Genomic DNA, 25,258 nt, shown 5'->3' on the forward strand with positions numbered 1-25,258 from the left:
GTGTGCGTTCCGAAGGACACGGTCCCTCGGTGATTCCCGAGGCGATCGCGGTGGTCGGCATCGGGGCGCTGTACCCGGCTGCTCGGGGGGCCGAGCAGTACTGGCGGTTGCTGACCGCCCCGGCGACCGAGGGCGCCCCCGCTCCCGCTGAGGGCGGACTCGGCGACATCGAGGTCGATGTCGCCGGATTCGGGATTCCCCCCGCGCAGACGGGGACGATGTCCCGGATGCAGCTGCTGGCCCTGGAGGCGGCCCGTCAGTGTCTTCAGGACGCGGGCTACGACCGGCGACCGCTGCCGTCGGATCGCGTCGATGTGACGGTGGGCACCTGCTTCGGCCTGGACCGCCAGTACGCCAACGCCTTGCGGATCGAGGGCGCTCGCTACGCCGTCGAACTGGGGCGGACGCTCGCCGAGCACGGCGGCCACGCGTCGGACGCGAACGCGGGCGCCACCGAGGAGTTCCGCGCCGCGCTGATACGGCGGCTGGGCGCGTCGCCGCACGACAGGGTGAGCGAGCTCGTCAGCTCCATCCCGGCGCGGGTCGCGTCCGCCTTCAAGCTGCGTGGGCGGACGCTGGCACTGGAGTCCGCCGATGTCACGTCGTACCTGGGCCTCGCGTACGCCATGGACAGCCTGCGTGCCGGTCTGTCGGACGCCGTCCTGCTCATCACCGGGCAGCGCCACGAGGGCCCGTTCGTCGCACGGGCTTTCGCCGCCAGGGGGCTGGGAGGGGAGGCGTCCACCCGTGCCACGGAACCGTGCGACACGGGCCCGTTCAGCGAGGGTGTCGGGGCACTGCTGGTCAAACGCCTCTCGTCCGCCGAACAGGACGGCGACCGGGTGTACGCCACCGTGCGGTCGTGCGTCCTGCGGCACGAGGGGCGCCCCGGCGCCTTCCGCTACCCGGTCCGGGACGGGCTGTGGGAGGAGGCGGCCGTCGCGGGGCGTACGACCTGTGCGGCGGCGGCCGAGTCGGTGCAGTACGTCGAAGCCGCGGGGTCCGGCGCTGCCGGCGAGCCGCACGCCGAACAGCGGGCGCTCGCTGCCTCGTTCACCGGCGCGGCGCCCGGCTCGGTGGCGGTCGGTTCGGTCCGGGACCGGCTGGGGCACACCTTCGCGAACGCCGGACTCGCCGGCGTCAGCAAGATCGCGCTGGCGCTGCATCACCGCAGGCTGCCCGGCGGTGGGACGCGGTCGCAGATGCCGCACGGCGGTGCCCTGCGCGCGGTGCCCGGGACCGAGGACTGGCCCGCGCCGTCCGGCGGCGGGCCGCGCCGGGCGGCGCTCGTCGGTTCGTCGTTGACCGGGACCGTGGCCCATGTCGTCATGGAGGAGTACGGCACCCCGCACAGCGGTGGCGGCGCGCCACCCGAGGGTCATCGGGCGGTCACCGGGGCCGGGACGGTGGGCAGGGACGGGCCGATACCGATCGCCGTGGTGGGTTTCGCCGGACGCTTCGCCGGTTGCCCGGATGCCGAGGCGTTCTGGGCACAGACGCTGGCCGGTCGGAGCATGGTCGGTCCGGTGCCGGACGACGTCTTCGACCGGAGCATCTACTACGCGCCGGGAGCCCTCAGCCTCGACCGTTCCTACACCGACCAGGGTGCGTCCGTGCCGGTGCCGGACGGGCCGCCGCCCGGTCTGCGTCTCCCGCCGGACCGCTACGCCGCGTTGGACGCGGCCCAGCGGCTGACGCTCGACGTCGCCGCCGCGCTCTTCGCCCGGCGCGGGTGCCCGCCCGGCGGCCTGCCGGGCTCCGGTCTGGTGGGCTCCGGTCTGGTGGCGGTCGGTAGCAACCTGGGGCTGCACAACGAGCGCCGCCTCAACTCCCTGCTCTGCGTCGATGTGCTGGAGCAAGTGGCCGACGGCCTGGACGCCCTCGGCGCGCTGTCCGCGCGGGCCAGACGGGAAGTGCTGCGGCTCGTGAGGGACCGGACCGTGGCCGACGCGGACTTCACGCACGCGCTCGACGGCTGCCTGGCCAGCGGTGTCGCGGCCCTGATCGCCAACGAGTTCGCCCTGGACGCCGTGCCCGTGGCGGTGGAGGCGGCGTGCGCCTCGTCACTGGCCGCGTTGGACCTGGCCGTCGGCAGACTGCGCTCGGGGGCGGTCGACTACGCGTTGGCCGGTGGTGTGGAACTGCCCTGCAACGCCCGCGACATGGTGCTGTGCTCCTCGCTCGGCCTGCTGTCGCACGGGCGGATCACCCCTTTCGACGAGGCCGCCGACGGCTTCTCACCCGGAGACGGCTGCGCGTTGTTCCTGCTCAAACGGTACGACGACGCGCTCCGGGACGGCGACCCGATCCACGGCCTGCTGCGCAGCATCGGCGCCTCCAACGACGCGAGGTCGCTGATCGCTCCGGACATCACGGGCCAGGCCTCGGCCATGCTCCAGGCTTTCGGCCAGGTCGAGTTCGAGCCCTCCGACGTCGGCTATCTGGAGGCGCACGGCACCGGCACGCGCGTCGGCGACCGAGTGGAGATCGCGGCGGTGGCACAGGTCTACGGTGCCGTACCCCGTCGGCGCCCGTTGGACATCGGCAGCGCCAAGTCGTTCTTCGGCCATACGTTCGCGGCGGCCGGCGGGGCCGGACTGCTGCGCGCGCTGCACGCGGTGCGTACCGCGACCGTCCCACCCAACACCGGTCTGTGCACCCTCAGTCCCGAACTGGCCCTCGATCGCATTCCCGGGCGTATCCGCACCGATGCCGCGCCCTGGGAGGCACCGGCCGGACATCCGCGGCGGGCTGCCGTGAGCTCCTTCGGCACCGGCGGCATCAACTACCACCTCCTCCTTGAGGAATACCAGGGCAGGCCACGATGAACGTGTACTTCGACCCCGAATTCGACCCACAGACACGGGAAATGCGCGACATGGTGGTGCGGTTCGCCCGCCGTGAACTCGTGGGGCCGGCCACCTCCGACCCGGACGAATTCCGCCGCCGCTGGCAGCTGGCGGGCAAGCAGGGACTGGTCGGGAGCAGCGTGCCGGTCGACTACGGCGGCAGCGGTCTGGACGCCGTCGCGGCGGCGGCGATGATGGAGGCGCTCGGTGAGGGAGGCAGCGACACCGGCTTCGCCTTCTCCATGGCAGCACACCTGTTCGCCGCCGTCATGCCCGTCGTGGAGTTCGGCAGCGAGAAGCAGAAGAACCGCTGGCTGCCGGCCCTGTGTTCCGGGGATTCGATCGCGGCCCATGCCGTCACGGAGCCGGCTGCCGGTTCCGACGCGTTGAGCCTGGAGACCTCCGCCGTGCGCGACGGGGGCCAGTACCTGCTCAACGGGAGCAAGTGCTTCATCACCAACGCCCCGGTGGCGGACCTCTTCGTGGTGCAGGCAGCCACCCGGGCCGGGGGCGGCTTCTTCGGCCTGACCACCTTCCTGGTGCCCGCCGACACGCCGGGCCTGACCGTCGGGCGGACCTACGACAAGGTGGGGCTGCGCGGATCGCCGATGGCAGACGTGCACTTCACGGACTGCGTGGTGCCCGCGGCTCAGATGCTGGGCTCGGAGGGCGCGGGCGCGGTCGTCTTCTCCACGTCGATGAAATGGGAGCGAACCTGTCTCTTCGGCATCTATCTGGGCGTGATGCGACGGGTCCTGGACTCCACGATCGATCACGTGCGGCAGCGGGAGCAGTTCGGCACGGTCGTCGGTGGGTTCCAGGCCGTGAGTCACCGGATCGTCGACATGCTGGCGCGGTACGAGTCCGCCCGGCTGATGCTGTACCGGTCGGCGCGCGGTATCGACGCGGGAAGCGAGAGCACTGTCGGCCCTGCCCTCGCCAAACTCGCGGTCAGTGAGGCCGCGGTGCAACTGGGCCTCGACGCGATCCAGTTGCGCGGCGCGCTGGGCCTTCTGGACGGCGAGGCGGAGACCCTGCTGCGTGATGCCCTGCCGGCCAGGATCTTCTCCGGGACGAACGAGATCCAGAAGAACAACATCGCCCGCGAACTGCGCCTGGGCAGTCGCCGCCGAGAAAACCGGCGCTGAGCAGAGAGGCAAGGACATCATGCATGTCATCGTTCACCGCATCCGGCTCCACGAGGGCGTCGACCCCGCCCGGTTCGAGACCTGGGTGCGGGAAAGCGACTACCGCGCTGCCGCCGACCTCAAAAGCCTGCATTCCTTTGCAGTGCACCGCGCCCCGGTAAATGCGGAGGCTCCCCACCAATACTTCGAGGTTATTTCTGTGACCAGTCCGGAGGAGTTCGAGCGGGATATGGAGACCGACACGTTTCGGCGCCTGGTCGCCGTTTTCGACACCATGGCCTCGGTCGTTGACGAGATCTCCGGAGAGCGGATCGAACCGGGGTACTCCGCGGACTGAGGCGTGCGCATCATGAACGGGTGCCGGGATCGGACATCCCCGGCACCCTTTCTTGACGGACCGTCGATTTCGTCAGGAAATGCTGACCTGTTGCGCGATCCTGCTGATGAGGCCCGACTCGTAGGCGATGGCGACCGCCTGGGTGCGCGTCCGCGCCTGCAGCTTCTGCAGGACGTGATGCACATGTGATCGCACGGTCGCGTTCGAGACGGTCAACCGCTCGGCGATCTCGGCGTTGGACTTGCCCCGGGACAGCAGCAGCATCACTTCACGCTCGCGTCGGGTGAGCATGGGACCCGCCCCGGTCGGCACCAGGGTGAGGTGCACGTCGGCGAGCGCCAGCGACCTGCCGACCTCGTCCGGCAGCACAAGGACGTTGACCGTGGTGACCGTCCTGATCACGTGGACCAGGTCCTCCACCGAGGACTCCACGGAGAGTACGGCACGCACACTGACCCGGAGGGCTTCCAGCGCGCGATGGGTGTTCTGAGGGGGGCAGAGCAGGATCACCTTGCTGAGTTCGGCCAGTTCGGCGAGTTCCTGACGATCGTCGATGGTGAGCAGGGGCGAGATGACGATGACAGCTTCGGGGGACGTCTCGGCGGCCACGGCGAGGGCGCGGCGCACCGATGTCTCCACGGTGACATCGAGGTGATAACGCCCCAGCAGCGCCTGAATTCCCGCTCCGACAATGGCGTTTTCGCAGCACACCAGCAATCTGATACTCATGATGCGACACAAAGGAGGCCGCGAGCGGAATATGATGCCGTTAATTGCGGGGCGCCCCTCCGAATAAGGGCCGTTGTGATCCCGGAGCGGAGCAAGAACTGAAGAATGATATTCATTGGAACAGCCGTCGGCACGTGTTCCCCTTCAGTATCACAACCTTTAACTTTACACTATCGACGGCACGTTATCACGCCCGCACACCGATGAGAAGCGCTTACATATCGTCGAGATGTCGTCGAGATATCACCGAATGCGCCTAAGTTCCCCTCGAACGGTGCACGCAAACACCGACAGTTCACACTGAACGGAATTCAGCGGAGCCCGGGCGTCGGAAGGAGGCGGGCGCCGGAGTGGGCGGGACGCCGAGACGGCTGACGAAGAAGGGGCGTCCGGCCAGGCCCAGCAGAGCCTTCAGATCGCGGCGCAGGTCCTCGTGCTGCACGACGATGCTGAGTGGGTTGAGTGCCAGTCCTGCCTCCGTGGCGGCCAGCCAGTAGTCCAGCAGCCGCGCGCCGCCCCGCAGTTGTCCGGCCACACCCGGTGATTCCCTGGTGAATCCGAGCACCACCACGGCGGGCGTCCGAAGCCGCACGTGCCCCGCCACTTCCGCGGCGAGCCGGTGGTGGAAGCCGGCCATGCACAGGAGCCGCATCACCGGTGGGGCCAACGTGAGGCGCTTGCCCAGGCGCTGGAGCGGCGTGAGCGGTCCGAACAGCTGAGCTGCCGTGAAGCCGTCTCCGTGCCGACGCGCCTCGGCGGCGTTCCACCGCACGTACGCATGGGTCTCCCGCCACGCCGCCGGGTGGCTGAAGTCGCGCCCGGCGTGAGACGCCAGGAAGTCCGCGAAGAGGGACCTTTCCGGACTCGACGTCAGGTGCCGGACCGTCACACCGCCCTTCTCCGCCCCCTGCGGGTCGTCGGCCCGGACCGGGACGGCGACCGTGCGGGCCAGCTCCCCGAGTGTCCCGTCGTCGAGAGCGGTGTTCCGGTACGGCCCACGGTGGGTGCGCCGACCGCGGGCCAGCGCCCACAGTTCGTCGATCCCTTCCCCCGAGGGCCGGTCGCGCCGCAGCGCCGCCACGCACAGCGGAGTCCAGTCCGACGGCCACCGCGCGGCGAACCGGAGCGGTTCGGGCAGCACCTCGACGGCGCGCACCTGCCGCGCCGCCCACCCCTCGGCGGCCAGCGCCCGCCGCAGCAGCCGCCAGTACGCTCCGCAACTGACATGCATCTCCATGGCGTGCGCGGCCAGAGCGCGCAGTTCACGGCTGCGGTCCAGGGCGAGAATCACGTACTCGGTGCCCGCTTCGTCGCCCATGCCGAGGAAACGGGCGGCGGCCTGCCGGGCCCCCGGCGAGTCCGCCCGGGCGAGCCTCCAGGGTTGGCAGTTGTGGGAGGAAGGACTGAGTGAGGCCAGCGCGGTGGCGTCGGCCAACGCCTCTTCGAACGGCCGGGCAGGAGCGACGGACGGACGTGTCACGGCAGCGGTCCTCACCTTCTGTCGACTGTCGACTACGTGCTCGCAGGGTCACTCCACACCAGGGCCAGGTGGTAGCCGTCCAGCTCGCAGGCCCGGGTTCGCAACTCGCCGCCGTCGGCGGGTGCGTGCCGCAGCAGCTCGGGGCCCGGCCGCCACGCGAAGCGCCCGTCCTCGTGCCACCCGGTGAGGCGCACCTCACGCGTGTCGACGCGCAGACCGAACCCGTAGTACTTGAGGACGGCCTCCTTGCACGCCCAGCGCAGGAGCAGCGGCATGACGCGCAGGCGCTGCCCGGCGAGGTCCGTACCCGCGCTCTCGCCGTCGTCCGAGAGGATGCGGGCCAGCGGGGGCGAGACGGTGCGCGGACGCTCCAGGTCCACTCCGACCGCGCCCGGCCCGCACACCGCGACGGCGTAGTCGCCGGAGTGCGTCAGGCCCACCTCCACCGGCAGGTCGGTCACGGGCTTCCCGGCGCGCAACCCCTGCGTCACCCGTTCGATGCGGATGTCACGGCAGGCGGTCGGCGTCCCCCCGGAGTGCTCCTGGTGGGCGCGCACGGCGTACTTGAGCGCCATCCGGCCCGCCAGCCACTCCTCGCGCCGACGCCGCAGCGTGAGCGTGCCCACGTAGGACGCCTCTTCCGGTCCCAGGTGATACGACGTCAGCCGGGCGCGGACGTCGTCCCCGGCAGCGCGCAGCCAGGCGAGCGACACCACGCTCAGGGCCAGCCCCGGCGTGGGCCGGAGCACCCGCAGCGGCACCTCCGGATCGAGAACGAGAGGGCCGGTGTCCGTCCGGGGCCGGAGCTCGCCGGGTGCCGACGCGGCCTCAACGGTCGACATCGGGCGGCAGCAGGAACGGGTACGTACGCCGCCGGATCCTGCGGTGCCAGAAGCGGTCCGCCCGGCGCAGGCGTTGGATCAGTTCCCACATACGGGCGTCCTCGCGGTAGTACCCGGCCACCTCGTCGGCGGTGACCGGGGCGTCGAAACGGCCCACGCTCTGCGCCAGGAAGCCCGGAATCAGCCGCGCCAGCCGTTCCTTGTGCAGATTGCCGAGGAAGTCGAGGACGGCGCCGCGCGGCTCGTAGTACTTGTCGAAGATCGCCCGGGTCTGGGACACCCGCACGGCGTCGCGCAGAATCCAGGGGAGCGAGGTGAAGAACAGCCGCACATCGAGCCGTTCGCGCCGCCGCGCGTCTCGCAGCAGGGGGGTGGTGACATCGAGGTAGACCAGTTCCCCGTCGAGATCCATCCAGTTCGACGCCTGAGCGTCCAGCCCGACGCCTGGGGTCACCGCTTTCTCGACCAGAGCGAGGAAGCGCGCGTAGAAGTCGCCGGCCCATGCGTCACCCTCGGTGTGCAGCAGCCGGGAGCACAGCCGGTCGCCGGGCAGAGCCTCCTGCACGCAGTACCCGACGACCTTGCCCGAGGGCAGCCGGGTGTGCCACAGCCTGGTGTCGGCGACGCGCACGCCGGCCTTCTCCAGCTGCTCGACGTACTCACCGACCAGCGACTCGTGGCGCCTGAAGCTCTCGTAGGAGGGGAAGACCGGCAGCCGCTTGCACGCGAACGAGCCGTACGCGGTGTCCAGGCGCAGGACGAGGGTGACCTCACCGAAACCGAGAACGGCCAGCGCCGAGGGATCGGCGTTGTCGAGGGCGCGTTGTACGCGCCTCTCAAGCGCGGCGATGTCCCGCTCGGGAAGAACGAAGGACATGGGACGCCGTCACCTCCCCCGCCCTGACGCGGCGGTGGCCGAAACAGCGCTTACGCGGCGGTGAAGACGAGCACGGCATTCTGCCCCCCGAATCCGAACGAATTGCTGACGGCCACATCGACCTTCGTCTGGCGGGCCGTGCCGGAGACCACGTCCAGGTCGAGGTCGGGATCCTGCTGTTCCAGGTTCGCCGTGGGGGGAACGGTGGAGTGCTGGACGGCAAGCACGGTCAGGGCGGCCTCGATGGCGCCGGCGGCGCCGAGGGTGTGGCCCAGGACCCCCTTGGTGGAGGTCACGGCCACACCGTCGCCGAACACCGCGCGCAGGGTTCGTGCCTCGATCGCGTCGTTCATCCTGGTCGCGGTGCCATGCGCGTTGACGTGCCGCACCTCGTCGGCCCCCACCCCGGCCTGCGCCAGCGCGTCCCGCAGGGCGCGCCGGACACTGCGCCCTTCGGGCTCGGGAGTGGTGATGTGGTGGGCGTCGGCGGAGGCACCGTACCCGGCCAGCCGCGCCCGCACCGGGGCACGCCGCGCCCGGGCATCCGCCTCGCGCTCCAGCACGAGTACGCCGCTGCCCTCGCCGATGACGAAGCCGTCGCGGGCCGCGTCGAACGGGCGGGAGGCGGCGGTGGGATCGTCCACCCGGCGGGAGAGCACACCCATCTGTGCGAACCCGGTCACCATGAGAGGGCTGACGTTGGCCTCGGTACCGCCGGTGAGCACCACGTCGCAGACGCCTTCCCGCAGCAGCCCGGCGGCGGTGCCGATGGCCGTGGCCCCGGAGGCACAGGCGCTGGCGGTCACGAAGTTGGGGCCGGTGGTGCCCAGGTCCATCGCCAGATGACCCGCGACCATGTTCGGCACCAGCATCGGAAGCAGCAGGGCGGAGACCGCCTGGGGCCCCTTCTCCAGGAGTCGGCGGTGCTGTTTCTCGAAGGTCGTGATGCCGCCGAGCCCGCAGCCGATCACCACACCGACCCGGGCGCCGTCCCAGGTGAGCGGGTCGAGGCCGCTGTCCGCGACGGCCTCACGGGCGGCGACGATCGCCAGCTGGATGAAACGGTCGTGGGTGAGCCGGCTGCGTGGTCCGACGTGCCGGGCCGGGTCGAGGTCCGGCACGGTGCAGGAGATGTCGATCGGCAGATCGGCGAGTACCGGGTTCCTGGTGGCCTTCGACCGGCCGTCGCACACGCCCTTCCACGTCACGTCCGTGCCGATACCGGCCGCGGTGACCAGACCGAGTCCGGTGACGGCGATGCTGTCACCGGACGTCACGGCGCGACCCCGATCCCGGACTCGACGATGCCGGCCAGGTGCCCGATGCTGTCGGCCCGGCCCACCGCGTCGTCCGGAATCTCCACGTCGAACTCGGACTGGATCACGAGCATCAGTTCGACGACGAACAGCGAATCCATGTCGAGTTCCTCGAACGTGGCATCCGGCCTGATCTGCGCCCGCGGCACCGCGAAGTGATTGACGAGCAGGTCGACCAGCTTTTCGTACACAGCGCCCATGAGGGTGTTCTGCCTTTCCGCTGGGTGAGTGGGATGCGACATCTGGCGGAAACTATCCCCACACCCACTGACCGTCCGCTGACCGGTGCCTGACAAGTGCACCCGTCAGGCACCGGTCAGCGGACGGTCAGCGTTGGCCGGAAGACTCCTACCGGTCAGGGCCTTTTCGGCCGCACCGCTCTGCGAGGAGTCACAGTTTTGGCCACCTGCCGCCGTGCTCGCACGCCCCGCCGAGCCGCCGCCCCTAGGGGGTGTTCTGAAAGTCCCGCACAGCACCCACGGCGCCCGGCACGCTCCCCCAGTCTCGGCTTCGCTCGACCGGGAGGTGCCCCCACCGCCGCACCGGTCAAAGACCCAAGTAGCTCCTCCCCCACTCTCGGCTTCGCTCGATCGGGGGGACCCCCATCGAGGGCCTTCATCCGGCACGCCGAGGCCACGCACCGAACACCGCGGGCACCGCACAGGACTTTCAAAACACCCCCTACCGGAGACGCCCGATGACCCCGGCAGCCGTTCTCGCCGGGCTGGGCAGCCAGCTGCCACCCCGGCTGGTGACCAACGACGAACTGGCGGCCCGGCTCGACAGCTCCGACGACTGGATACGCACCCGGACCGGTATCCGGCAGCGCTACGTCGCCACCGAGGGGCTGCTGACCTCCGACCTGGCCGCCGGAGCCGGGGCGCTCGCCCTGAAGTCGGCCGGCCTCACGCAGGTCGACGCCGTCCTGGTGGCCACCACCACACCGGACCGCCCCTGCCCCGCCACCGCCCCGACCGTGGCCGAGAAGCTGGGCCTGGGGCAGGTGGCCGCCTTCGACGTCTCGGCGGTGTGCACGGGATTCCTCTACGCACTCGCCACCGCGTCCGGCCTCATCGCATCCGGTACGGCCCGGCACGTCCTGGTGATCGGGGCGGAGACGTTCTCCCGGATTCTCGACCCGGCCGACCGCGCCACCTCCGTCATCTTCGGCGACGGAGCCGGCGCCGTCGTGCTGCGTGCGGGACATCCGGAAGAGCCGGGCGCCCTCGGGCCGTTCGCACTCGGCAGTGACGGCAGTGGCCAGGACCTGATCACCGTGCCGCGCGGCGGCCCGCCGGCACCGGCGGAGACGGCCACCGACGGCTACTACTTCACGATGCAGGGCAAGACGGTCTTCCGGCTCGCCGTGCAGCGGATGGGACAGAGCATCCGGGCCGCCCTCGACCGGGCCGGGCTGCGTATCGACGACATCGACCGGCTCGTCGGCCACCAGGCCAACCTCCGCATCCTGCTGCGGCTGGCCGACGAGATCGGGCTGCCGCGTGAGCGCAGCTACAGCCACATCGCCGAGGTGGGCAACACCGCCGCGGCCTCCCTGCCGCTGGCCTTGGACCACGCGCATGCCGAAGGCGCCCTGCGTCCCGGCGACCGTGTGCTGCTGGCCGCCTTCGGCGGCGGGCTCACCTGGGGGGCGGTCACGCTCACCTGGCCCGCCGTCGACCGGGGCTGAGGGCGGCGGGATCCGGCTCGACAGCCCTGCCATCGCAGGACCGAACCAAGGACGGCAATGACCTCTCGGGAACTGATCACCGACTACATCGTCGACGTCTGGATGGACGGCGACGCCGAAAGCCTGGAGCCGGAGACACCGATCACGGAACTCAACATCATCGATTCCGCAGGAATCTTCGATCTTGTCCATTACCTGCAGAGCGAATTGCGGATCAGCATTCCCGTCCAGGAGATATCGCCGAAGAACTTCCGGTCCGTCAATGCGATCGCCGAACTGGTCGACCGTCTCCGGAAAGGTGAAGGAGGAAGCGCGGCATGACGCACGGCACGGACGACCCGATCGACACCACCCGACTGTATGAACGGGTCGTGGAGATCATCGCGGACCACACCGGTTACGACCGGTCCTACCTGCTGCCGGAGAGTCACTTCGAGGCGGAGCTCGGCATCGACTCCATCACGCTCCAGTCCATCCTGGAGACGGTTCGCGAGCGCTTCGGTACCACCGACGACGGATCGCTCGCCGAGTCGGCCACCGTCGGGGACCTCGTCGACGCGCTCGGCCGCGTCCTGCGCCTGCCGGAGACCGACCGACGCGCACCGGCGGACACGGCGGTCACCGGACAGACCGACGCGGCCCCCGAGGACCCGGTGCTGGCGGCCGTGCTGACCTCCGCCATGCACCACACCGGTTACCGCAGCGACCAGTTGGACCTGGACACCGAGCTGGAGAGCGAGCTGGGCATCGACTCCGTGATCCTCGCCTCCGTGGTGGCCGAGACCGCCGACGCTCTCGGTCTGGACGGATCGCTGCTCGGCCCGGTGCAGGCCACGACGCTGCGCGAACTCGTCGCCGTCCTGGCCTCGGCCCGCCGCACGACCGCCCCCGAACCCGAACCCGGTGCCCACGACGGCGCATGGGACTCCCGTTCGACCAAGGACTTCGTCGAGCAGCGCGACCCGGACCTGTTCGCCAAGACCCGCAGCTTCCGGTCCTACCTGCGGGGACGGGAACAGCAGCACCTGTACTGGTACGGCATGCCGCTCCGGTCCCGAAGCAGCAACCGAGCCGTGATCTTCGACGAACTGACCGGCCGGGAACGCGAGTTCCTCATGTTCGCCTCCAACAACTACCTGGGCCTCGCCAACCACCCGCGGGTCGTGGAGGCGGTGTGCGACGCCACCCGCGCCTACGGGGCCACCCACACCGGTTCGCGCTTCATCGGCGGCACCAACATGCTGCACAAGGAGCTGGAACGGCGGCTCGCGGCCTTCAAGCAGCGTTCCGCCTGCATCGTCTTCCCCGGCGGCTACGCCGCGAACCTCGGCACCGTCTCCGCGCTGGTCAAGAACTACGACACCCTCGTGGTCGACCGGCTCAACCACATGAGCATCGTCGACGGCGGCCGGCTGTCGGGCGGCATCCGCAAGATCTACCAGCACAACGACATGGCGGACCTGGAGCGGATCCTCGCCCGTACCGCCGAGCAGTCCGACGGGGGCACCCTCGTCGTGGCCGACGGCGTGTTCAGCATGCACGGCGACATCTGCGACCTGCCCGAGATCGTCCGGCTCGCCAAGACGTACGGCTCCCGTGTGCTGATCGACGACGCGCACTCCACCGGCGTCCTCGGGGCCCGCGGCTCCGGCACCGCCGAGCACTTCGGCCTCAAGGGGGAGGTCGATCTCGAACTCGGCACCATGAGCAAGGCGCTGGCCGGCATGGGCGGGTTCGTCGTCGGTGACGAGGACGTGATCGAGTACCTGCGCTACTACGCGAACTCCTACGTCTTCGCGGCGAACATCCCGGCAGGCGTGGCGGCCGGTCTCATCGCCTCCCTCGACGTCATCGAGACCGAGCCGGAACGGCTGAAGCAGCTCTGGACCAACATCGAGCTGCTGCGCGGCAACCTGCTGGACGCCGGCTTCGACCTGGAGCACTCGCAGAGCGCGATCCTGCCGATCGTCATCGGCGACGAACGCAAGGCGATGGAGATGGGCCGCGCGGTCCGCGCCCGCGGTCTGTTCTGCCAGACGGTCGTCTATCCCGGAGTGTCCCTCGGCGACGCGCGCCTGCGCGTCAGTGTCACCTGCGAGCACACCCGGCAGGACCTGGACCTGGCCACCGAGATCTTCACCGACGCCGCCCGCGAGACCGGTGTCCTTGCGGAGGCACGATGAGCACCCGCGAGCCACGCGCAGAAGCAGAAGCGGATGCGTCCCGGGTGGCCCTCCGCCTGCCGCCGGTGAGTGCCGGATCGGAGGCGCGTCCCGCCTTCGTGGGGCCGGGAGCCGCGACGTACGGAGAGGTACGGGCCCGGGTCGACGCGGTGTCGGCCCGTCTCGTGGACCAGCTGGAGGTCCGTCCCGGCGACCGGGTCGCGATCTGGGCGGACAAGCATCCGCACTGTGCCGAGGCGATCCTGGCCGCCCTCCAGGCCGGCTGCGCCTACGTTCCTCTCGACGGCGGGCAGCCCGTCGCCAGGGTGCGGACCATCCTCGCCGATGCCGAGCCGGTGGTGCTGTTCACCGACCGGCGCCACCTGGAGCTGCTCGGTCAGGGGCCGCTCCCGGCCTCGGTCCGGACGGTCGTGGCGGCGGGCGAGGACCTGCCCGACACGGTCGGCGGTGTACCGGTGCGCTCCTGGTCCGGCTTCGCCGAAGCGGCCGTACGCCTCGTCGGCACCCTGCCCGCACCGGGCCCGCACGACCTGGCCGCGCTGCTGTACACCTCCGGTTCCACCGGCACACCCAAGGGTGTGCGGATCTCGCACGGCAACCTCATCTCCTTCGTGAGCTGGTGCCGAGAGGAGTTCGGCGTCGGCCCCGGGGACGTCCTGTCCAACCACGCCTCCTTCAGCTTCGACCTGAGCACCTTCGACCTGTTCGTCGCGCTCACCTCGGGTGCCGCCCTCTGGATCGTCCCGGACGACGAGGCGAAGGACGTGACGGCGCTGGCGCGGGGCATCCGGGAACACGGGGTGAGCGTCTGGTACTCGGTGCCCTCGGCACTCGGCCTGCTCGCCTCCTCCGGTGCGCTCACCCGTGACGGGGCGAAGAGCCTGCGGCACGTGCTCTTCGCCGGCGAGGTGTTCCCGATGCCGCGACTGCGCGCCCTGGCCCGGCTGCTGCCCGAGGACGCGACGCTGTACAACCTCTACGGCCCCACCGAGACCAATGTGTGCGCCTGGCACCGCGTCCGCCCCGAGGACCTGCACCGCACGGCACCCGTACCCATCGGCGGTCCCGTCCCGGGCGCCCTGCTGCACGTCGTGGACGAGCAGGGCCGCGCCCTCACGGAGCCCGGCGCGATCGGTGAACTCGTGGTGGGCGGCGACTGCGTGACACCGGGGTACTGGCGGCGCACGGCGGACCCGGTGGCCGATCTGCACCGCCAGGGTCTGCACCCCACCGGTGACCTGGTCAGCTACGAGGAGGACGGGCTGCTCGTCTACCGGGGGCGCAAGGACCGCATGGTCAAACTCTCCGGCTACCGGGTCGAACTCGGCGAGATCGAGGCGGCCGTGCAGCAGCACCCGTCGGTGGCCGAGGCAGCCGTCCTCGTCACCGAAGGTCCCAGCGGCGGCCGTCTCACGCTCTACTACACCCTCCGCGAAGGCGCCGAGGCACCGGGCCTGATCCAGCTCAAGCGGCACTGTGCGGCCCTGCTGCCCACCTACATGGTCCCGCACCTCGCACGGCGTCTCGACGCCATGCCGCACAACGCCAACGGCAAGGTCGACCTCCGCCGACTCGGCGGGGCCGCGAACCGGTCCACCGCGGGGAGCGCCGGCACCGGCCGGTGACCGGCGGAAGAGGGGAACATCGTGAAAGCAGCACCGACCGGCACCCCGCGTCAGGGCGGCGGCGCCCCGCAGACGATCGCCGCGCAGACGGTGGCCGCGCTGCTGAGGCAGTGGTCCGACACGCGTCCCGACGCGCTCGCCTACCGCTTCCTCACCGACAGCGCCGGCACCGACACGTCACTGACCTACCGTGAACTCGACGCACGCGCACGCGCCGTCGGGGCACACCTGCAGGACCAGGGGGTCGCCGGCCGACCCGTGCTGCTGCTCCACCCGCCGGGCCTCGACTACATCGCGGCCTTCTTCGGCTGCCTGTACGCCGGCGCCCTCGCCGTGCCCGCCTACCCGCCGGACCGTACCCGCGCCGGCCGCACCGCCTCCCGGCTGGCCGCCGTCGTCCGCGACTCGGGCGCCCGCCACGCCCTGACCACACGCGCGGTCCTCGACACGGTCCGCGCCGGCCAGGCCGAACCGAGCGTCGCGGGGCTCGCCGGGCTGCGGTGGACGGCGAGTGAGGAGCTGGCGCCCGACCTCGCCGACGGCTGGCAGGAACCCGACGTCACGACCGAGGCGGCGGCCTTCCTGCAGTACACCTCCGGCTCGACCTCGACCCCCAAGGGCGTCGTGGTCACCCACGCCAACCTGATGCACAACCTGCGGGCGATGCACACCTGGCTGGAGCACGGTGCGGACGCGCAGATGGTCTCGTGGCTGCCGCCGTACCACGACATGGGACTCATCGGTGCCATCCTGCATCCGATGTACGGCGGTTTCCCCGCCCACCTCATGGCCCCGAAGACCTTCGTGCAGCGCCCCCTGCTGTGGCTCGACACCCTGTCCCGCACCGGCGCGACCCTCAGCGCCGCCCCCAACTTCGGCTACGAGCAGTGCCTGCGCAGGATCACTCCCGAGCAGCGGGACACCCTGGACCTGCGCAACTGGCGACTGGCGCTCAACGGGGCCGAACCGGTGCGCGCGGACACCCTGGACCGGTTCGCCGCCTACTTCGCCCCGGCCGGCTTCGCGCGCACGGCGCTCATGCCCTGCTTCGGGCTCGCCGAGGGCACCCTCATGGCCACCGGGGTCGGACCGCACGAGGCTCCCGAAGCGGGTCTGTTCAGCGCGGCGGGCCTGGAGGCGGGCGTGGCCGAACCCGTCGAGTCGGCCGGGGCGGACCCGGCGCGGGCCCGCCGGGTCGTGGACTGCGGCTCCCCGGTCCCCGGTGTCGAGGTGGCCATTGTCGACCCCAGGACCAAGCGGCGGCTCGCTGAGCACACGATCGGCGAGGTCTGGCTCGCGGGCCCCAGCGTGGCGCAGGGCTACTGGGGGAAGCGCAAGGCCGGCAGAGAGACGTTCGAGGCGCGGATCAGGGGCGAGCGGGACACCGCCTGGCTGCGCACCGGTGACCTCGGCTTCCTGCGGGCGAACCGGCTGCACCTGACCGGCCGCCTCAAGGACGTCGTGGTGGTGCAGGGGCGCAACTTCGCCGCGCACGACGTCGAACTCACCGCCGAACGTGCCAGCGAGGCCGTACGACCCGGCAGCGGGGCGGCCTTCGGTGTTCCCGCCCCGGACGGCGAACAGCTCGCCCTGGTCCAGGAGTTGGGCGGCCCCGGCGCCGAGGATCCCGGTGCCGTACTGGCCGCGCTGCGCACCGCCCTCGCCGAGGAGCACGAGGTCGCGCCGCACACCATCGCCCTGGTCCGGCACTCCGCCGTACCGAAGACCACCAGCGGCAAGATCCAACGCCAGGGCGCCCGCGCCGCGCTGCTCTCACTGGAGCTGCCGGTCGTGGCGGCGAGTGTGGTGCCCACGACCGACCTGGAACCCGGGGCCGCGGCCAGGGACCCGCTCGGCCTCACCGGTCTGTCACCCGCCGGGCGCCGTACCCGGGTGGCCGAGGCGGTGGCCCTGGCCCTCACCGGGAGCACGGGACGGCAGATCACCGCCGCCGACGCGGACGGTCCCCGGCCGCTGGCCGAACTCGGACTCGACTACCCCCGGCTCCTCGACACCGTCGGCGCCCTTGAGGCGCGGCTCGGCGTCCGGATCCCCGTCGGGGAACTGCTCGTCCGCCCGCACGCCGGCCGGCTCGTCGAGCTCTGCCTCGGCGGGGAGACCGAAGGCCGGGCCGGTGGACGGGAGCGGCACTCCTCTGTCAGCGCGGCGGACCGCGCCGGCATCGAGCCGGCGTCCTCCGCGCGGGAGCGGCACGTCCTCCTCGGCGAGGCACAGGCCCCGGACGCGGCCCACTCCGCGGCCGCGCTGGAGGGCTGGCTGCGCGCCCGTGTCGCGGACCGGCTGGGCCTTCCGGTCACGGCCGTGGACGTCACACGCCCGTTCGCCTCGCTCGGCCTCGACTCCAGGCAGGCGGTGGCTCTCGGCGCCGAACTCGGCGGTCTGCTCGGCCGGGAGCTGCCCGCCGCCGCCGTCTTCGACCACCCCACCATCAGCGCGGTGGCGGCCCGCTTCGGCACCGGGCCCGCGCCGTCGCAACCGGCCCCCGCCGTGTTCGCCACGGCCACGACCGCCGCCGCGGACCCCGCCGAACCCATCGCCGTCGTCGGCATGGGCTGCCGGTTCCCGGGCGCACCGGATGTCGACAGCTACTGGCGGCTGCTGCTCGACGGCCGGGACGCCGTGGGCGAGGTGCCGCCCAGCCGCTGGGACAGCGCCGAGGTGGCCGCACCGCGCCACGGCGGATTCCTCGACCGGGCCGACGAGTTCGACGCCGCCCTGTTCGGGATCTCCGCCCGCGAGGCCCACCGGATGGACCCGCAGCAGCGCCTGCTCCTGGAGACCGCCTGGCAGACCTTCGAGGACGCCGCGATCCCGGCGACGCGGCTGGCCGGCAGCCGCACGGGGGTCTTCGTCGGGATCAGCAGCCAGGACTACGCGCAGGTGCAGCTGCCGCGGCTCGACAGCGTCGATGTGTACACGGCGACCGGCAACGCCCAGTCGATCGCCGCCAACCGGCTCTCGTACGTCTTCGACCTGCACGGCCCGAGCCTCGCCGTGGACACGGCCTGTTCCTCGTCGCTGGTGGCGGTGCACATGGCCTGCCGGGCTCTGCGGGAGGGCGAGTGCGGCGTCGCGCTGGCGGGCGGTGTCTCGCTGATGCTGACCCCCGCCCTGTCGGTGGCGTTCGCCTCCGGCGGCATGCTCAGTCCCGGCGGCCGTTGCCGCACCTTCGACGACCGCGCCGACGGGTACGTGCGCGGGGAGGGCACCGGCCTCGTCCTGCTCAAGCCGCTGACCGCCGCGCTGGCCGACGGCGACCGCGTCCATGCCGTCATCCGGGGCTCCGCGCTCGGCCACGGCGGACGCGGCAACGGCCTGACCGCGCCCAGGAGTTCCGCGCAGGAACGGGTCATGACCGAGGCGCTCGCCCGCTCCGGGCTCCGCGCGGACCAGGTCGACTACGTCGAGGCGCACGGCACCGGCACCTCGCTCGGCGATCCGGTCGAGTGGGAGGCCCTGGCCGGTCTGTACGGCCGCGGGCGGCCCGCCGACGCGCCCTGCCTGATCGGCTCGGTCAAGACCAACATCGGGCATCTGGAGGCGGCCGCGGGCATCGCCGGGCTGATCAAGGCGGCCCTGGTCGTGCGGGACCGCCAGGTCCCGGCCCTGCTGCACCTCGACAAGCCCAACCGCCACCTCGACTGGGCGGGCTCGGGACTGTCCGTGCCCACCCGCCACCGCGCGCTGCCCGACGGCGGCACCGCCCGCGCCGCGGTCAGCTCCTTCGGATTCGGCGGCGCCAACGCCCACGTGATCCTCGAAAACCCACCCGCGCCCCCACGGGAGGCCCCCACCGTGACGCATCCCCGGCCGGTGCACGCACTGTGCCTGTCGGCCCACACACCGACCGCGCTGACCACGCTCGCCCGCTCCTGGCGCACCCACCTCGCCGCACACCCCGACGTCACCGTGGCGGACCTCTGCCACGCCGCGAACACCGGCCGCGCCCACCTGCCGCACCGCGCGGTCCTGACGGTCGCCGCGACCTCCTCGACCTCCTCGACCTCCTCGGCCACCTCGGCCACCTCGGCCACCGAGCTCGACGCGGCCCTCGACGCACTGATCCGGGACGAACCCACCCCAGCCGTGCTGCGCGGCCACACGTCCACCGCGCCCGCGCCCCGCACCGCCTTTCTCTTCAGCGGGCAGGGCACCCAGCACACCGGCATGGGCAAGGAGCTGTACGAGGGCCACCAGGGCTTCGCCGCCACCCTCGACCGGGCCGCCGAGATCCTGCGCCCCCATCTCGAAGTCCCCCTGCTCGACCTGCTCTTCGACCCGGCGCACGAGGAAGCCCTGCGCGGCACGCGCAACTGCCAGCCCGCTCTGGTCGCCCTCGAGGTCGCCCTGGCCGGGCTGTGGGGCGAGGTGGGCGTGCGCCCGACCGCGGTTCTCGGCCACAGCGTCGGCGCGCTCGGCGCGGCCTGCGTGGCGGGGGTGCTGTCCTTCGAGGACGCGCTGGTCCTCGCCGCCGAACGGGGCCGGCTCATGGCCGGGCAGCCGGGCGACGGCGCGATGATCTCGTGCGTCGGTGACCCGGAGGCCGTCCGGGCGGTCGCCGCCGAGTTCGCCTCCGTCGCGGTGGCCGCCGTCAACACCCCCGACCACCTCGTTCTTTCGGGAGCCGCCGAGGAGGTCGGCCAGGTGCGCGGGCTGCTGGCGGAGCGCGGCGTCACGGTACGGCCGCTGGCGGTGTCGCACGCCTTCCACTCCCCGCTGATGACCGGGGCTGCCGCACCACTGACCGAGGCCGCGGGCAGGCTGGCCTTCGCCGCGCCGGGCATCCCCTGGATCTGTGACCTCACGGGCCGGCCCACGCAGCGCATCGACGCCGGCCACTGGGCACAGCACATGCTCTCCCCGGTGCGGTTCCTGGAGGGCTTCACCGAACTCCGGCGGATGGGCTGCGACTCCTTCGTCGAGATCGGCCCGCACCCGACGCTGATCAACCTGTGCCGGAGCATCGTCGCCTCCCAGGGCGGCGCCGACCAGGAGACCGGCAGGCCGCTGTGGCTGCCCTCGCTGAACCGGCAGGGCGGCGGCTGGCGGACGTTCCTGCGGTCGCTCGGCCGCCTGCACTGCGCGGGTGGCGAGGTCGACTGGTCCGGCCTCGACCGGGACGCGCCGACCGCGCGGGTCCCACTTCCGCACCTCCCCCTGGAGCGCGAGCGGTACTGGTTCCGTCCGGAGGCCGCGCCGGAGGACGGCCGCCCGCACACCCCGCCCGCCGCGGACCCCGCGGCCGTAGCCGCCCCGGGCGCGCACGCGGCGGCCCTCCCCGTCGGCGCCGCACCGTCCCCGGCAACCGCGTCCGGTTCCCCCGATGTCCCGCACCCGCTTCCCGGCACGCCCCAGCCGATGGCCGCCACGCCCCACCCGATGGCCGTCGTGCCCTGGCCCGGGCCCGGCATGCCCTACCCCCTGTGGGGCGGCGTCCCGTACGCGACGGCCGGTATGCCGTACGCGACGCCCGGTATGCCGTACGCCCCCGCACCGTACGTGCTCGTCCCGTACGCCGGCGGGCCGCCGCTGCCGCCGCTCCCCCACCCGGCCGCCGGTCCACCGGGCGGGGTGCCCGGCGCGTTCCCCGTACCGGGCGTCCACGGCGCGCCGTCGTCGTCCCCCGACGGCGGTGCCGCACCGGGTGCGGACTTCCTGTCGTACGTACGCGAATGCACCGCGCTGGTCTGCGGGTTCCCCGCGCACCGGGTGGCGCCGTACGCGCGGCTCGGCGCGGATCTGGGTCTGGACTCGCTGATGCGGACCGACCTCCAGCGACGGATCGCCGCCCGGTTCCCCCACGAGGCGGAGCGGTTGCGGCACGGGCTGCCCGAGGACCCGACGGTGCAGGACGTGGCCGACCTGCTCGCCGGGCGGGCCACGTCCGCCCCGGACCCGCGGACCGCGCCGCCGGCCACGGGCGAGCAACCCCCTCGGGCGGTTCCGGTACGGCAGGAGTACGCGTTCGAGGAGTGGCCCGAGTACGCCGAGCACCTGGGGCGCCTGCGGCAGGTCGGCAGCGGGCCCGCGAATCCCTACGGGCGCGTCCACGAGGGCTTCAACGGCGCCGTCGCGCAGGTCGGCGGGGAGCAGGTCGTCAACTTCGCCTCGTTCAACTACCTGGGTCTCTCCCACCACCCGCGGGTGCGGGAGGCGGCGCGGGCGGCCATCGACCGGTACGGCACCTCCAGTTCGGCGACCCCGCTGCTGTTCGGCGAGACCCCGCTGCACCACGAACTCCAGGCCGAGATCGCCTCGTTCCTCGGCACCGAGGACGCGGTCGTCTTCGCCGGCGGCCATGCCACGAACGTGGCCACTGTCGGCCATCTGTTCGGCCCCGAGGACCTGATCGTGCACGACGAGTGGATCCACGACAGCACGGTGCGCGGCGCGATGCTGTCCGGCGCGCGGCGCCGCCCCTTCCCGCACAACGACTGGGAGGCGCTCGACCGGATCCTGTCCACCGCGCGCGGCGAGTACCGCCGGGCGCTCGTCGTCATCGAGGGCGCCTACAGCCAGGACGGTGACATCCCCGACCTGCCGCGCTTCATCGATGTGAAGCGGCGTCACCGGGCGCTGCTGATGATCGACGAGGCCCACTCGCTCGGCGTGCTCGGCCGCACCGGCCGTGGCATCGGCGAGCACTGGGACACCGACCCCGCCGATGTCGAGCTGTGGATGGGCACGCTCAGCAAGGCCATCGGCAGCCTCGGCGGGTACATCGCGGGCCGCGCCCCGCTCGTCGACTACCTCAGGTACACCGCGCCACTGCACATCTTCAGCACCGGTATCTCACCGGCCAACACGGCGGCCGCGCTGGAGGCGATCCGGGTGCTGCGCGACGAGCCGGAGCGGGTGGCGCGGGTCCGGGAGCTCGCCGAGTTCTTCCGCACGCAGGCCCGCGCCCGCGGCCTGGACATCGGGGTCTCGCGGGCCTCCGCGGTGATCCCCGTGATCACCGGGGACTGGGAGCGGACCATCGCGCTGTCCAACACCCTCCTGGGCAAGGGCGTGAACGTGATGCCCATCGGCTACCCGGCCGTGCCCCGCGACCGGTCCCGGCTGCGATTCTTCGTGAACGCCGAGCACAGCGAAGCCGACCTCGAACTCTCCCTCGACCTTCTGGTGTGATCCATGACCTCGTACAGCAACGAGTCCGCCGCCGCCCCCGAGGCACCCGCTTCCGGCCACACGCCCGACGTGCTGGTCACCGGAGCCAGCGGCTTCCTCGGCCGTCATCTCGTCCGCAGGCTGGCCGAGCGTGGGCACCGGGTCCGGGTCCTCGCCCGCTCCGGCAGCGACCGCTCGCACTTCGCCGACACGGCCGACGACGTCGTCACCGGCTCCCTGGAGGACGCCGACAGTCTGCGCCGGGCCACCGCCGGCGTCACCCACGTCTACAACTGCGCCGGGATGTCGGCGGACTGGGGCCCCTGGGAGGAGTTCCGCCGCGCCAACGTCGACGGGCCCCGGCACCTCGTGGAGGCCGCACACCGCGCGGGATCCGTGGCCCGTGTGCTGCACGTCAGCACCACCGACGTGTACGGCTACCCGCGAACGGCCTGCGACGAGAGCCGGCCCCCGCACGACATCGGACTGCCGTACAACCGGAGCAAGATCCTCGGTGAGCGCGCGGTCCTGGAGACGTCCGAAGCGACCGGCGTGCCGGTGACGATCGTCCGGCCGGTGTCCGTCTACGGGCCCGCCAGCAAGGACTTCGTGATCGAGATCGGCGGTCTGCTCCTGAAGAACCAGATGATCTACATCAGGAAGGGCGAGGTTCCCGCCGGCCTGCTCTACGTGGACAACGCGGTCGACGCGATGATCGCGGCGGCGCTGTCGCAGCGGACCGTGGGCCGCGCCTACAACCTGCGTGATCCGGAGCGGACCACCTGGCGCGAGTTCGTCGAGGCGCTCGCCGAGGGGCTCGGCACCGGCAAGCCGAAGCTGAGTCTGCCGACGCCGCTGGCCACCGCCATCGCGGTCGTCTCGGAACGGCTGTACGGCATGCTGGGCGTCACGTCCAGGCCGGTGCTGACCCGGCACGCCGTCCACCTCTTCGACCGCGACCAGTCGTACGGAATCGGCCGTGCGCAGGAGGACTTCGGCTTCAAGAGCGAGGTGGACTTCGCGGAGGGCATGCGCCGCACCCTCACATGGCTCGACTCGGACGAAGGGCGCCGCCATGTCGCCCGCTGAGGCGCACGCGGGCGGGACCGGCTGGTTTCCCGCCTTCGAGTCCCGGGCCGGCAGCACCGCCGAGCCGTCCGGGCCCGCTTCCCACGACGGCGCTCCGGGCAACGGGCCGTACCTGATCTGCCTGTCCTACGCGGGCGGCACCGCGTCGGTCTACCGCGGCTGGCAGCGGGAGCTCGCCGCCCTCGGCTGGCGGGGCCGGGTGGTGCCGGTGCAGCTGCCGGGCCGCGGACTGCGCCTGCGCGAACGGCCGTACACCTCGATGCGGCAGCTGAGTGAGGCCGTCGCCGGAGCCGTGGCGGACCGCTTTCTGCCCTGCGACTACTCCCTGTTCGGACACAGCATGGGAGCGCTGCTCGCCTACGAGGTGGCCTGTGCGTTGCGCCGCGGGGGCGCGGCCGGGCCCCGGCACCTGTTCGTCTCCGGCAGCCGCGCCCCGCACCTGTACGGGAACCGCGCGGACCACGGTCTGAGCGACGACGAGCTGTTCCGGTTCGTCGCGGACCTCGGCGGCCTCGGCCCCGAACCGTCGGTCGGCGGCGCCTACTTCCGCCAGCGGCTGCCGACGCTCCGCGCGGATCTGCGCGCCTGCGACGGCTACCGCTGGCGGCCGCGCCCTCCCCTGCCGTGCCCGGTGACGGCCTTCTCCGGAGCGGAGGACCGGCTGGCCCCGGAGTCCGACGTGGAGGCCTGGCGCCCCTACACCTCCGGATCGTTCCTGCGCCACCACCTGCCGGGCGGTCACTTCTTCCTCAACGGTCCCGCGCGCTCCGTGCTGCTGCGCGAGGTGCGGGCCGAGCTCGGCAGATCCCCCTCAGGCCCCGGCCCCGGCGACACTGCGCGGCCCGTCACCCCGTCAAGGAACGCAGCATGGACATACTGAGCCTCGCCAAGAACGCCTACAAACGAGTGGGAGACCCACTCACCGACATCCTCACCGTCGCCCGGCTGCTCGGCAATCCGCGGCTGCCGCTGCTGCTCGCCCTGTCCAAGGGCGTCGTCGAGCCCATCTACCGGGTCTCCTTCCTCGCTTCCGCCGCCGGCTCCGGCGTGCTCGCCCGCCTCGCCCACCGCCCCTGCGACGTGGTGTCGCTCGCCGAGTGGCTGGGGGTGCCGCCGCAGGAGAGGGACCGCCTGCGGGCCTGGCTCGACCTGGGCGTCCGGCTCGGCGACCTGAGCACCACGGTCGACGGCTGCTACCAGCTCGGCAGCGTGCCGGCCCGCGCCCTGGCCAGGCCCGGGAACGACGCGACGGCCGCCATGCTGGAGGAGGTCACCCGCTTCCACGTGCCCGCGCTGCTCGACGGCCCCGTCATGCCGCGCGACGGCCGGCGCTTCAGCCTCGGCGACCAGGACGGCGCCGTCATCGCCCGCTCCACCCGGGTCGTGCAGCCCTTCGTGGAGGAGGCCGTCTCCAGGAACCTCGACCGTGCCCTGCCCGTGCGGCTGCTGGAGGTCGGCTGCGGCAGCGGCGTCTACGTACGTCACGCCGCGCGACTCAACCCGCGGCTGACCGCCCTCGCCGTCGACCTGCAGCAGAACGTCGCCGACCAGGCGGCCGCGAACATGGCCGAGTGGGGCCTCGCCGACCGTGTGGAGACCCGGCAGGCCGATCTGCGCACCCTCGAACTGGAGCCCCAGTTCGACCTCGTGACCCTGCACAACAACATCTACTACTTCCCGGTCGCCGAGCGGACCGCGGTACTGCGCCGGGTCCGTTCGCTGCTCGCCCCGAACGGCAAGCTGCTGCTCACGACGAGCTGCCAGGGCGGCAACATCGGCCTGGAGGTGCTGAACCTCTGGTTCGCCAACGCCGACTTCGGCGGCCCGCTTCCCGTCGAGCACGAACTCGTCGAGCAGATGGAGCAGGCCGGCTTCGTCGACGTGGAGGCCACCCGGCTCATCCCGGGCGAGCAGTTCCGGGCCTTCGTGGGCACCAGCGTCCGTCCCGTGCAGCCCTGACCG

At 72.1% G+C, this 25,258-nt stretch carries 17 protein-coding genes; 11 read left to right on the forward strand and 6 right to left on the reverse strand.

From position 1 onward, the window contains the following. The first annotated feature begins 29 nt into the window (after positions 1–29). The 3 genes from ACZ9QC_RS04450 to ACZ9QC_RS04460 are packed head-to-tail and all read left to right on the forward strand — an operon-like array spanning position 30 to position 4,334. Complete coding sequence (locus ACZ9QC_RS04450) at positions 30–2,828, forward strand: beta-ketoacyl [acyl carrier protein] synthase domain-containing protein (RefSeq protein ID WP_472918921.1); 2,799 nt, start codon at positions 30–32, stop codon at positions 2,826–2,828. Between the two features lie 41 nt (positions 2,829–2,869). Beyond that, entirely contained in the window at positions 2,870–3,997 is a 1,128-nt protein-coding gene (redW, locus tag ACZ9QC_RS04455) for an L-prolyl-[peptidyl-carrier protein] dehydrogenase (protein WP_472918922.1), read from the forward strand. Positions 3,998–4,016: 19 nt separating this feature from the next. Next, positions 4,017–4,334: a RedY protein gene (locus ACZ9QC_RS04460; RefSeq protein WP_472918923.1), complete on the forward strand. Its 318-nt coding sequence runs from the start codon at positions 4,017–4,019 to the stop codon at positions 4,332–4,334. Between the two features lie 72 nt (positions 4,335–4,406). Here ACZ9QC_RS04460 and ACZ9QC_RS04465 read toward each other — a convergent pair whose 3' ends face one another. The 6 genes from ACZ9QC_RS04465 to ACZ9QC_RS04490 form a co-directional block, all read right to left on the reverse strand. Continuing rightward, positions 4,407–5,063, reverse strand: coding sequence for a helix-turn-helix transcriptional regulator (locus ACZ9QC_RS04465; RefSeq protein ID WP_472918924.1), 657 nt, complete (start codon positions 5,061–5,063; stop codon positions 4,407–4,409). 295 nt (positions 5,064–5,358) lie between these two features. Further along, positions 5,359–6,543 (reverse strand): nitroreductase family protein, encoded by a 1,185-nt coding sequence (locus ACZ9QC_RS04470; RefSeq protein ID WP_472918925.1) that lies wholly within the window; start codon positions 6,541–6,543, stop codon positions 5,359–5,361. A 32-nt stretch (positions 6,544–6,575) separates the two neighbouring features. Beyond that, entirely contained in the window at positions 6,576–7,385 is an 810-nt protein-coding gene (locus tag ACZ9QC_RS04475; RefSeq protein ID WP_472918926.1) for a 4'-phosphopantetheinyl transferase family protein, read from the reverse strand. Then, positions 7,372–8,262 (reverse strand): DUF6206 family protein, encoded by an 891-nt coding sequence (locus tag ACZ9QC_RS04480; protein WP_472918927.1) that lies wholly within the window; start codon positions 8,260–8,262, stop codon positions 7,372–7,374. The genes ACZ9QC_RS04475 and ACZ9QC_RS04480 overlap by 14 nt, the downstream gene beginning before the upstream one ends. 50 nt (positions 8,263–8,312) lie before the next feature. Further along, on the reverse strand, positions 8,313–9,539 hold the full coding sequence (locus ACZ9QC_RS04485) for a beta-ketoacyl-[acyl-carrier-protein] synthase family protein (protein WP_472918928.1): 1,227 nt from the start codon (positions 9,537–9,539) through the stop codon (positions 8,313–8,315). Continuing rightward, a complete protein-coding gene (locus ACZ9QC_RS04490; RefSeq protein WP_472918929.1) occupies positions 9,536–9,778 on the reverse strand; it encodes an acyl carrier protein in 243 nt (80 codons plus the stop codon). Before ACZ9QC_RS04490 ends, ACZ9QC_RS04485 begins: the two co-directional genes overlap by 4 nt. Positions 9,779–10,275: 497 nt before the next feature. On the opposite strand from ACZ9QC_RS04490, the gene ACZ9QC_RS04495 reads away from it, so the two are divergent. From ACZ9QC_RS04495 to ACZ9QC_RS04530, 8 genes are read left to right on the forward strand one after another with little or no spacing between them, the layout of a single operon-like run. Beyond that, positions 10,276–11,268, forward strand: a complete 993-nt coding sequence (locus ACZ9QC_RS04495) for a beta-ketoacyl-ACP synthase III (protein WP_390944624.1) — start codon at positions 10,276–10,278, stop codon at positions 11,266–11,268. A 57-nt stretch (positions 11,269–11,325) separates the two neighbouring features. Next, positions 11,326–11,589: an acyl carrier protein gene (locus ACZ9QC_RS04500; RefSeq protein ID WP_472918930.1), complete on the forward strand. Its 264-nt coding sequence runs from the start codon at positions 11,326–11,328 to the stop codon at positions 11,587–11,589. Continuing rightward, positions 11,586–13,451 carry an aminotransferase class I/II-fold pyridoxal phosphate-dependent enzyme gene (locus tag ACZ9QC_RS04505; RefSeq protein ID WP_472918931.1) on the forward strand — a complete coding sequence of 622 codons (1,866 nt, stop codon included), beginning with the start codon at positions 11,586–11,588 and terminating at the stop codon, positions 13,449–13,451. Before ACZ9QC_RS04500 ends, ACZ9QC_RS04505 begins: the two co-directional genes overlap by 4 nt. After that, positions 13,448–15,076, forward strand: a complete 1,629-nt coding sequence (locus tag ACZ9QC_RS04510; RefSeq protein ID WP_472918932.1) for a D-alanine--poly(phosphoribitol) ligase — start codon at positions 13,448–13,450, stop codon at positions 15,074–15,076. Before ACZ9QC_RS04505 ends, ACZ9QC_RS04510 begins: the two co-directional genes overlap by 4 nt. Positions 15,077–15,097: 21 nt before the next feature. Further along, complete coding sequence (locus ACZ9QC_RS04515) at positions 15,098–22,228, forward strand: aminotransferase class I/II-fold pyridoxal phosphate-dependent enzyme (RefSeq protein ID WP_472918933.1); 7,131 nt, start codon at positions 15,098–15,100, stop codon at positions 22,226–22,228. Positions 22,229–22,231: 3 nt separating this feature from the next. Beyond that, positions 22,232–23,296, forward strand: coding sequence for an NAD-dependent epimerase/dehydratase family protein (locus ACZ9QC_RS04520; protein ID WP_472918934.1), 1,065 nt, complete (start codon positions 22,232–22,234; stop codon positions 23,294–23,296). Then, the gene (locus ACZ9QC_RS04525) at positions 23,283–24,176 is read left to right on the forward strand and encodes a thioesterase II family protein (protein ID WP_472918935.1); all 894 of its coding nucleotides are present in this window, start codon (positions 23,283–23,285) and stop codon (positions 24,174–24,176) included. Before ACZ9QC_RS04520 ends, ACZ9QC_RS04525 begins: the two co-directional genes overlap by 14 nt. Then, complete coding sequence (locus ACZ9QC_RS04530) at positions 24,164–25,255, forward strand: SAM-dependent methyltransferase (protein ID WP_472918936.1); 1,092 nt, start codon at positions 24,164–24,166, stop codon at positions 25,253–25,255. Before ACZ9QC_RS04525 ends, ACZ9QC_RS04530 begins: the two co-directional genes overlap by 13 nt. The last annotated feature ends 3 nt before the right edge of the window (positions 25,256–25,258 follow it).

The organism is Streptomyces sp. HUAS MS02, from assembly GCF_055702265.1.

Coding starts and splice junctions, on each gene's coding strand:
- redW (WP_472918922.1), top strand. CDS start 2,870: ATGCGCGACATGGTGGTGCGGTTCGCCCGCCGTGAACTCGTGGGGCCG.
- ACZ9QC_RS04460 (WP_472918923.1), top strand. CDS start 4,017: ATGCATGTCATCGTTCACCGCATCCGGCTCCACGAGGGCGTCGACCCC.
- ACZ9QC_RS04465 (WP_472918924.1), bottom strand. CDS start 5,063: ATGAGTATCAGATTGCTGGTGTGCTGCGAAAACGCCATTGTCGGAGCG.
- ACZ9QC_RS04475 (WP_472918926.1), bottom strand. CDS start 7,385: ATGTCGACCGTTGAGGCCGCGTCGGCACCCGGCGAGCTCCGGCCCCGG.
- ACZ9QC_RS04480 (WP_472918927.1), bottom strand. CDS start 8,262: ATGTCCTTCGTTCTTCCCGAGCGGGACATCGCCGCGCTTGAGAGGCGC.
- ACZ9QC_RS04490 (WP_472918929.1), bottom strand. CDS start 9,778: ATGGGCGCTGTGTACGAAAAGCTGGTCGACCTGCTCGTCAATCACTTC.
- ACZ9QC_RS04495 (WP_390944624.1), top strand. CDS start 10,276: ATGACCCCGGCAGCCGTTCTCGCCGGGCTGGGCAGCCAGCTGCCACCC.
- ACZ9QC_RS04500 (WP_472918930.1), top strand. CDS start 11,326: ATGACCTCTCGGGAACTGATCACCGACTACATCGTCGACGTCTGGATG.
- ACZ9QC_RS04505 (WP_472918931.1), top strand. CDS start 11,586: ATGACGCACGGCACGGACGACCCGATCGACACCACCCGACTGTATGAA.
- ACZ9QC_RS04510 (WP_472918932.1), top strand. CDS start 13,448: ATGAGCACCCGCGAGCCACGCGCAGAAGCAGAAGCGGATGCGTCCCGG.
- ACZ9QC_RS04520 (WP_472918934.1), top strand. CDS start 22,232: ATGACCTCGTACAGCAACGAGTCCGCCGCCGCCCCCGAGGCACCCGCT.
- ACZ9QC_RS04525 (WP_472918935.1), top strand. CDS start 23,283: ATGTCGCCCGCTGAGGCGCACGCGGGCGGGACCGGCTGGTTTCCCGCC.
- ACZ9QC_RS04530 (WP_472918936.1), top strand. CDS start 24,164: ATGGACATACTGAGCCTCGCCAAGAACGCCTACAAACGAGTGGGAGAC.